4 protein-coding genes are annotated in these 5,602 nt (G+C 71.2%); 3 read left to right on the plus strand and 1 reads right to left on the minus strand.

Features of this window, described 5'->3' with window-relative positions:
- The first annotated feature begins 92 nt into the window (after nucleotides 1-92).
- From Y706_RS0121500 to galK, 3 genes are all read left to right on the plus strand, one after another.
- Nucleotides 93-2,258 carry an alpha-galactosidase gene (locus Y706_RS0121500; RefSeq protein WP_028278196.1) on the plus strand — a complete coding sequence of 722 codons (2,166 nt, stop codon included), beginning with the start codon at nucleotides 93-95 and terminating at the stop codon, nucleotides 2,256-2,258.
- Nucleotides 2,259-2,324: 66 nt separating this feature from the next.
- Nucleotides 2,325-3,461: a galactose-1-phosphate uridylyltransferase gene (gene galT / locus Y706_RS0121505; protein WP_084476314.1), complete on the plus strand. Its 1,137-nt coding sequence runs from the start codon at nucleotides 2,325-2,327 to the stop codon at nucleotides 3,459-3,461.
- Nucleotides 3,458-4,630 (plus strand): galactokinase, encoded by a 1,173-nt coding sequence (gene galK, locus Y706_RS0121510; protein ID WP_028278198.1) that lies wholly within the window; start codon nucleotides 3,458-3,460, stop codon nucleotides 4,628-4,630. The genes galT and galK overlap by 4 nt, the downstream gene beginning before the upstream one ends.
- Before the next feature lie 68 nt (nucleotides 4,631-4,698).
- Here the strand turns inward: galK and Y706_RS0121515 are convergent, their stop codons facing one another.
- Complete coding sequence (locus Y706_RS0121515) at nucleotides 4,699-5,541, minus strand: urease accessory protein UreD (protein ID WP_043436911.1); 843 nt, start codon at nucleotides 5,539-5,541, stop codon at nucleotides 4,699-4,701.
- Between the last annotated feature and the right edge of the window lie 61 nt (nucleotides 5,542-5,602).

The raw sequence follows: 5,602 nt of genomic DNA on the forward strand, positions 1-5,602 counted from the left end.
CGCCCGCCACGGCGGCGCCCGGTGCGCGGGATCCCCGAGCCGGAATCCCGCGCACCAGCACCTGACTTCCGCACTACCGAAAGCGAATCCCCATGCACCCCGTGCACCTGCGTTCTGCCGGCACCAGCGTCCTGCTGGCCTTCGACTCCGGCGAGGCCGAGATCGTCCACTGGGGCGCCGACCTCGGCGAACACCTCCCCGATCTGGCGATCCTCCGCGGGCCCGTCCCGCACTCCGCCCTCGACATCCCCGTCACCGCCGGACTGCTCCCGCAGGCCTCCTCCGGCTGGGCCGGGCGGCCGGGCCTGCGCGGGCACCGGAACGCCGACGGCGGCCCCGGCCTGGACTTCTCGCCGGCCCTGCGGGTGGTTGCCGCCCAGATGCAGGACGGCGGGCGCACGGTGGTGATCATCCACCGGGACTCCGAGGCCGGACTCGAGGTCAGTTCCGAACTCACCCTGCACCCCGGCGGCCTCCTGGAGTTGGCTCACACGCTGACCAACAGCGGCACGGCCGAATACCAGCTCGACGAACTCGCCACGGTGCTGCCGGTGCCGCGGGACGCCACAGAACTGCTCGATCTCACCGGACGCTGGTGCCGCGAAAACCACCCGCAGCGGCACGCCGTCCAGCAGGGCACCTGGGTCCGCACCGGCCGGCACGGCCGGACCGGCCACGACTCGTCCCTGCTGGTGGCAGCCGGGACCGCCGGCTTCGCCAACCGCACAGGCCAGGTCTGGGCCACGCACCTGGGCTGGAGCGGCAACCACGAGCAGTACCTCGACAACCTCGCGGACGGCCGGCGCATGCTCGGTGCCGCCGAGCTGCTCGGCTCCGCCGAAGTGGTGCTGCGCCCCGGCGGCAGCTACCGGACGCCGTCGCTCTATGCCGCCTACTCCGGCCGCGGCCTGGACGGCATCACCGAGGCCTTCTACCACTGGTTCCGTGCCCGGCCGCAGCATGTGGACACCACCTCCGGCCGGGTCCGCCCGGTGGTGCTGAACACCTGGGAGGCCGTCTACTTCGACCACAGCCTCGAGCCCCTGCTCGAACTCGCCGAAGCGGCCGCCGGGCTCGGCGTGGAACGCTTCGTCCTCGACGACGGCTGGTTCCGCGGCCGCCGCGACGATCACGCGGGCCTTGGCGACTGGTACGTCGACGAGGGTCTGTGGCCCGAGGGCCTCACGCCGCTGATCGACGCGGTCACCGGCCACGGCATGGAATTCGGGCTCTGGGTCGAACCCGAAATGGTCAACCTGGACTCCGACGTCGCCCGCGAGCACCCGGACTGGATCGTGGGCCCGTCGCTGCTTTCCCACAAGGACGGCGGCCGGCTTCCGCACGCCTGGCGCCATCAGCACGTCCTGGACCTCGCCAACCCGGAGGCCTGGCAATACATCTACGGACGCCTCGATGCCCTGTTGCGCGAGAACAACATCGCCTACCTCAAGTGGGACCAGAACCGCGACCTCACCGAGCACGGCCGCGGCGGCCGGCCGTCCGTCCACGAGCAGACGCTGGCCGCGTACCGTCTCTTCGACGCGCTCAAGGCAGCCCACCCGGACGTGGAGATTGAAAGCTGCTCCTCCGGCGGGGCCCGCGTGGATCTCGGCATCCTGCAGCGCACCGACCGGGTGTGGGCCTCGGACTGCAACGATGCCCTGGAGCGCCAGACAATCCAGCGCTGGACCCAGGCCGTCCTCCCACCCGAACTCGTCGGATCACATGTCGGCCCCACCACGAGCCACACCACGGCCCGCACCCACGACATCTCCTTCCGCGCCATCACCGCCCTCTTTGGCCATTTCGGCATGGAGTGGGACATCCGCGCAGCCACGGACGAGGAACGGGCCACGCTGCGCCGCGCCATCGCGCTCTACAAGCGCCACCGCGCACTGCTCCACTCCGGCAAGCGCGTCAACGCGGACACCGCCGAGCCCACCCTGAGCGTCCACGGTGTAGTTGCCCACGACGCCGGCGAGGCCCTGTTCGCTGCCGTGTCCCTGGCCTCCGCCCCGGCTGAGGTCCCCGGACTGGCCTCACTGCCGGGCCTTGACCCGAAGCGGAACTACCGCGTCCGGGCCGAACTGCCTACCCTTCTCGACGGGGACTACGCGCACACCTTCTCCCAGATCCGGCCGCCGGCCTGGCTGGACGACGGGGCCGTTGCCACCGGGGCCTTCCTGCAGCACGTCGGCCTGCCCCTGCCGGTCCTGAACCCGGAGCACGCCCTGCTCCTCCACGTCCAGGCCCTCTGACCGTCCGGTCCCGCCCCCTGCTTCCGGGTCGGGCACCGCACGTCCCCTCACTTTCGAAGGAACCCCATGACCAGCATCATCAGCCGCAGCGACGCCCCGGCGTCGGTGTCCGCGGTGACCAGTACGCGCCTCGCCGACGGGCGTGAACTCCTGTATTTCGACGACACTTCCCATCCCCTGCAGCGCCCGTCGAGGGACCGCCGCGACCTTCCCGAGCGCGGCCCGTCCGGGGAAATCCGGTACGACGCGCTGACCGGGGAATGGGTGGCGGTCGCCGCGCACCGGCAACACAGGACGCATCTTCCGCCGGCGGACGAGTGCCCGCTGTGCCCGAGCACCGACGCGCGGCCCTCGGAGATCCCGGCGGATTACGACGTCGCCGTGTTTGAAAACCGCTTCCCCTCGCTCGGTCCGGATCACGCCGCCGCCCCGGCAGCGCCGGGCTGGGGTACCCGCGGGACCGCCGGCGGCCGGTGCGAGGTCGTAGCCTTCACGCCCGAGCACACCGGGACGTTCGCCGCACTCAGCACCCGGCGGGTGCGCACCGTGATCGACGCCTGGGCGCACCGCACCGAGGCCCTGAGCGCGCTACCCGGCGTCGCGCAGGTGTTCTGTTTCGAGAACCGCGGCCAGGACATCGGCGTGACACTGCACCATCCGCACGGCCAGATCTACGCCTACCCCTACGTCACGCCGAGGAGCGCGGTGATGGCCGCGGCCGCCCGGCAGTTCCATGAGGCGGCGTGCGGGACGGCCACCCTGACCGGGGCGATTTTAGCGAGTGAACGTGCCGACGGCGCCCGGATGGTGCTCGAGGGCGAATTCTTCAGCGCCTACGTGCCCTTCGCGGCACGCTGGCCGCTGGAAATCCATCTGGTCCCGCACCGCCAGGTTCCGGACCTCGCCGCGCTGACCGGCGCCGAGCGTGACGAGCTCGCCGTCCTCTATCCGGACCTGCTGGGCCGCCTCGACAGGCTCTACGGCAGCCCGACGCCGTATATCAGCGCCTGGCACCAGGCCCCCCTTGACCCGGTGCTGCGCCGGTCCGGGTACCTGCACCTGCAGCTCACCTCCCCCCGGCGGGCCGCGGACAAACTCAAGTTCCTGGCCGGCTCCGAGGCCGCCATGGGCGCCTTCATCAACGACACCACTCCCGAAGAGGTCGCAGCCCGGCTCCGGGACGCCAGGACAGGAACGGCATGACCACCACCGACACCGCAGGAACGGCCCTGGCGGACACGCTGACCCGCGCCTTCGCAGGCCACTTCGGCCATGACGCCGACGGCGTGTGGCAGGCGCCGGGACGGGTCAACCTGATCGGCGAGCACACGGACTACAACGACGGCCTTGTCCTGCCGTTCGCCATCAACCGCTCCACCACCGTGGCCGTGTCGGCCCGGGCGGACCGCACCGTGCGGCTGGCCTCGGCGTTCGCGGCCGCTGACCCGGTCGAATTCGATCTCGATACCTTCGCTCCGGACCAGGCGGCCGGCTGGTCCGCGTACCCGGCCGGCGTGGCCTGGGAGCTGGAAAGGGCCGGCATCACGGTGCCGGGCTTTGACCTGTACGTGACCTCCGATGTCCCGGTCGGCGCCGGGCTGTCCTCCTCCGCCGCCCTGGAATGCGCCGTCGCGTTGGCCTTGTCCGACCTCACCGGAGCGGGCCTGGGCCGAGCCGAACTGGCGGACATCGGGCGGCGGGCCGAAAACAACGTCGTCGGCGCCCCCACCGGGATCATGGACCAGTCCGCGTCGATGCTCGGCACCCGGGATTGCGCCGTCTACCTGGACTGCCGCGACCTCAGCTCGCACCCGGTGCCGCTCGGCCTGGCGGAGTCCGGGCTGCTGTGCCTCGTGATCGACACCAAGGTCTCGCACGCCCATGCCACCGGCGGGTACGCCGAACGCCGGGCCTCCTGCGTCCGGGGCGCCCGGGCCCTGGGCGTCGGCGCCCTCCGCGACCTCGACGCCGCCGATCTGCCGCGGGCCGCGCGCATCCTCGACGACGTGACGTTCCGCCGGGTCCGGCACATCGTCACCGAGAACGAACGGGTCGCCCGGACCGCGGAACTGCTCACGACCCATGGGCCGCTGGCAATCGGAGACCTGTTGGACGCCAGCCACCGCTCCATGCGGGACGACTTCGAAATCTCCTGCCCGGAACTGAACCTGGCCGTTGACACCGCGCGCGCCAACGGGGCCATCGGGGCCCGGATGACCGGCGGCGGGTTCGGCGGCTCCGCCATCGCTCTCGTTCCAGTGGACGACGCCGATCAGGTCCGGTCCGCGGTCCTGGCCGGCTTCGCCGTCCGGGGGCTGCAGGTACCCGATGTCTTCGCTGTCCTGCCGGCAGAGGGGGCGCGCCGGCTGTGATCAGGCCGCCGGCCGGGTGGTCAGCGGCCGAAGCCGGCGCTGCGCGGCCCTCTGCTGGGTCCCGGCCATCAGTACTTCCTCAGATCCAGCGGGTCCTGGCCGTACCAGCGCTTGCGAACCAGGGCGGTGGCGGCTCCCAGAACACGCCGCAGTTCCTCCGTGCTGTTCGAGAGCGACCTCAGCACCAGCCCGGCCGTTCCCAGCACGGCGGCGGTGAGCGAGATGCCGGTATGGGCGCCGAGCCCGGCCGTGATCTCGTGGAGTTCGTCGGCAAGGGCTTGGTCCACCCGCGGGTCCACCACGATCAGCGACCCCAGATGGCTGAAGCCCTCCATGAACGCCAGGCCCGTCACGTCGTCCAAGGGCGGCCGGATGAGCACGTTGTCCAGGGCCAGCAGCCCGCCCGCCTCCCCGACGGACGCCTCCGACTCGACCCGGATCTCGGTCCGCAACCGCAGCTCCTCGTATCGGAACGAGGCCCCGTCCGGCGACCACCCCGCGGTCACAATTTCGGCCATGATGAGGCTCGACGTCGGCCGCACCGTCACGTGCGTATTCTGCCGGTAGCTGGCCTCCCGGTAGGCGATCACCTGATCCGGGGCGAGCTCCAGCCGAGCCCCCTCCCCGAGCCGCAGCCGCATCCGCTGTTCGGCAAAGCATCCCGGAGTCCGGTAGATCTTGGTGGCCGACTGCGTGGCGAGCAGCAGCTTCGCCCCGTCGGCCACCTCCACGTCAATCACATACAGGTCAGCCCCCAGATAAGCCCCGCCAGGATTGACGAGCACATAACAAACCTGCCCGCTGCCATCCAAGTAATGCGGCCGCAAAACCCTCAAAGCCCCCCGATGGAACTGGTGCGTGGCGACAGAACGTCGCCCACGCTCGGCCACCACGAGTTCGAGCTGACCCATCGGTTCCCGGGCGCTCTGGTTGGCTCCAGCGGCTTCGCCGGATTTGGGGCCGTGCCCGCTT

The sequence above is a fragment of the Arthrobacter sp. I3 genome, assembly GCF_000520575.1.
Taxonomy (GTDB): Bacteria; Actinomycetota; Actinomycetes; order Actinomycetales; family Micrococcaceae; genus Arthrobacter; species Arthrobacter humicola_A.

Coding starts and splice junctions, on each gene's coding strand:
- Y706_RS0121500 (WP_028278196.1), top strand. CDS start 93: ATGCACCCCGTGCACCTGCGTTCTGCCGGCACCAGCGTCCTGCTGGCC.
- galT (WP_084476314.1), top strand. CDS start 2,325: ATGACCAGCATCATCAGCCGCAGCGACGCCCCGGCGTCGGTGTCCGCG.
- galK (WP_028278198.1), top strand. CDS start 3,458: ATGACCACCACCGACACCGCAGGAACGGCCCTGGCGGACACGCTGACC.
- Y706_RS0121515 (WP_043436911.1), bottom strand. CDS start 5,541: ATGGGTCAGCTCGAACTCGTGGTGGCCGAGCGTGGGCGACGTTCTGTC.